Annotated in this window: 3 protein-coding genes and 1 pseudogene; all 4 read right to left on the reverse strand. The window is 49.4% G+C overall.

All coding sequences use genetic code 11. From position 1 onward, the window contains the following. Positions 1-102 precede the first annotated feature (102 nt). Positions 103-480, reverse strand: coding sequence for a TnpV protein (locus GPK90_RS15055; RefSeq protein WP_002595212.1), 378 nt, complete (start codon positions 478-480; stop codon positions 103-105). Beyond that, positions 440-802 carry a helix-turn-helix domain-containing protein gene (locus tag GPK90_RS15060; RefSeq protein WP_307862865.1) on the reverse strand — a complete coding sequence of 121 codons (363 nt, stop codon included), beginning with the start codon at positions 800-802 and terminating at the stop codon, positions 440-442. The genes GPK90_RS15055 and GPK90_RS15060 overlap by 41 nt, the downstream gene beginning before the upstream one ends. A 71-nt stretch (positions 803-873) precedes the next feature. Next, positions 874-1,026, reverse strand: a pseudogene (locus GPK90_RS15065) (Maff2 family mobile element protein); the annotation flags it as partial. Between the two features lie 89 nt (positions 1,027-1,115). Then, on the reverse strand, positions 1,116-2,159 hold a 1,044-nt coding region (locus GPK90_RS15070), incomplete at its 5' end, for a VirD4-like conjugal transfer protein, CD1115 family (RefSeq protein ID WP_215703348.1).

Here is a 2,159-nt window from a genome sequence, read left to right on the forward strand (position 1 = left end):
GACATTCCTAATACACAAACCGTCATGAAAATAAAAAGCAATGCTCTCTTCATATGAACACCTCCTCAAATTCCGATTTGTCATAATCATTCTATCATACCGTTATGAATAAATCATCTCATGCAAAACAATTTCTTCTGCCCGGTTGTGGATATTATTGCACCGCTGCACCCATTCCATTTGACGGGTACGCTTCAAGTCCTCGGTCACGCCCTCGGCAGCTTTCATCTGCTCCATGATAGTGTCTAACCGTTCCTGTGCCTGTTCGTTCAGGTCTGCAAGATATGTCCACAATTCTCCGGTCAGTATCAATGTGTTCAATCTGGCTGGGTGGACTTCTCTTAAATATTCCCGGTGCATCCGTCCATACTTTCCGATGGGGCGGCGTTCTTCCGACAGTTTCAAGTCCGGGATGTAGTAATCTCCGACAAGGATATAATCAATTCCGTTTTCCGTTATTCTTGGTTTCAATTCGCTCATGTTCCTTACCTCCTGTGGAAGCAGGCTCGTCTGGTACTAACTCAATCACATCGGTAATCTCACAATTCAGCGTTTCACAGATACGGGCTAATGTGTCCATGCTGATGTGCTTTCCCTCTTTGCTCATGTTGGCAATCATATTCGTTGTCATACCAGCGGCAAGCCTTAAATCCTCTTTCCTCATATCACGCTCTAACAGTGTGTGCCAGAGTGGTTTATAGCTGATGTGCATATTGTTTTCCTGCCTTTCTACCCATACCACCGGGGCGGCTGCCCCGGCAGGAACTTTTCTCTTATTATAGCACCAATCTTGTGTAATCACAATTTATTCTTGTATCCTGCCGCTGATACCGTCTGGATTGTGCTTTTCCTTTCTTTTTGTTCCCTTTAATTAGCCATAAACTGCTTAATGCCCTGTGATTTTGCCGCAGGGTTATCCGACCCGTAACCTTCCAGAAGGTTGATGACGCCCCATACCGCCAGACCGGCGCCAAGAGCCATGACCAGAATTTTGAGAATGTCGATTGCCTGATTGAAAAATTCCATATACGTTCCTCCATTTTGTTTGTTTGATGGTTTTGGGTACAAAAAAAGCCGCCCACATCGGCGGCGCTTCGGGTCATCATGGCCCGAAGTTACACAAACTCGTCGCTGTCCAGATCATCGAAGTTCAACAGGTCAGCTTCTTCGTCCGTGTCGGAGCCGTCCACTTCGTACACCGTGTATTCGTCCTCCGGCTTTAGTCTCAATGGCCGGTGGCGGAACAGGCTTTCCAAGCGGAAGGCGTTTTTCTTTTTATCAAATTCGGCTGTGTACTTGTAATTCGGGTGCTTTTTCAAGTCATACTTTGGGGATAGAAAAGGCGGGAGCCCCCGAAGCTGCAAGATACATTTATCCCCGGGCATGGTGGTGATCTCGCTGGTGGTCATCAGCTCCCGGCCAAGTCGCTGCATATTCTGGCTGTAACTTTCAGACTGTCCACGGCTTCGGCCCTCGGTCTGCATGGAGATGGTGGCCTTGCCCAGCCAGTTTTCCGAAATATCCTTTAGGGTGGAAGCCTCCCGGCCTCCGAGGAACACGATGCTGTCCATGTTTCCCATGATGGTTTCGGAATGGTCTTTGTACAATGCCTTGCACTGGCTCATAGCCTGATAAAAGAGCGTCAGGCTGATCTCCCGGGAGCGAATGACGGCCACAATCTTTTCCAGCCCCGGCACCTGCCCGGTGTTGGCAGCCTCGTCCCACAGCACCCGCACATGGTAGGGCAGACGCCCGCCATAGGTGTTGTCAGCCCGTTCACACAGAAGGTTGAACATCTGCGAGAAAGCAAGGGCAACCAAAAAGTTGTAGGTGGTGTCCGTGTCGCTGATAAGGAAGAACAGCGCCGATTTTTCGTCCCCCAGCTTATCAAGCTCCAGCTCGTCATAAGACATGATCTCCCGAAGCTGGGGAATATCAAAGGGAGCCAGTCTTGCACCGCAGGAAATCAAAATGCTTTTGGCTGTCTTGCCGCTGGCGAGCTTGTATTTCTTATACTGCCTCACGGCGAAGTGGTGGGGGCTGCGGCGTTCCAGCCCGTCAAACATATAGTCCACCGCATTTTTGAAGGTTTCGTCATCCTCCCGGACTTCCATGCTGTTTATCATTTCCACCAGCGTATTCATGTTGCGTTCTTCTTC

The organism is Clostridium sp. MCC344 (assembly GCF_018785365.1).
In the GTDB taxonomy this organism is placed as follows: domain Bacteria; phylum Bacillota; class Clostridia; order Lachnospirales; family Lachnospiraceae; genus Pilosibacter.

Coding starts and splice junctions, on each gene's coding strand:
- GPK90_RS15055 (WP_002595212.1), bottom strand. CDS start 480: ATGAGCGAATTGAAACCAAGAATAACGGAAAACGGAATTGATTATATC.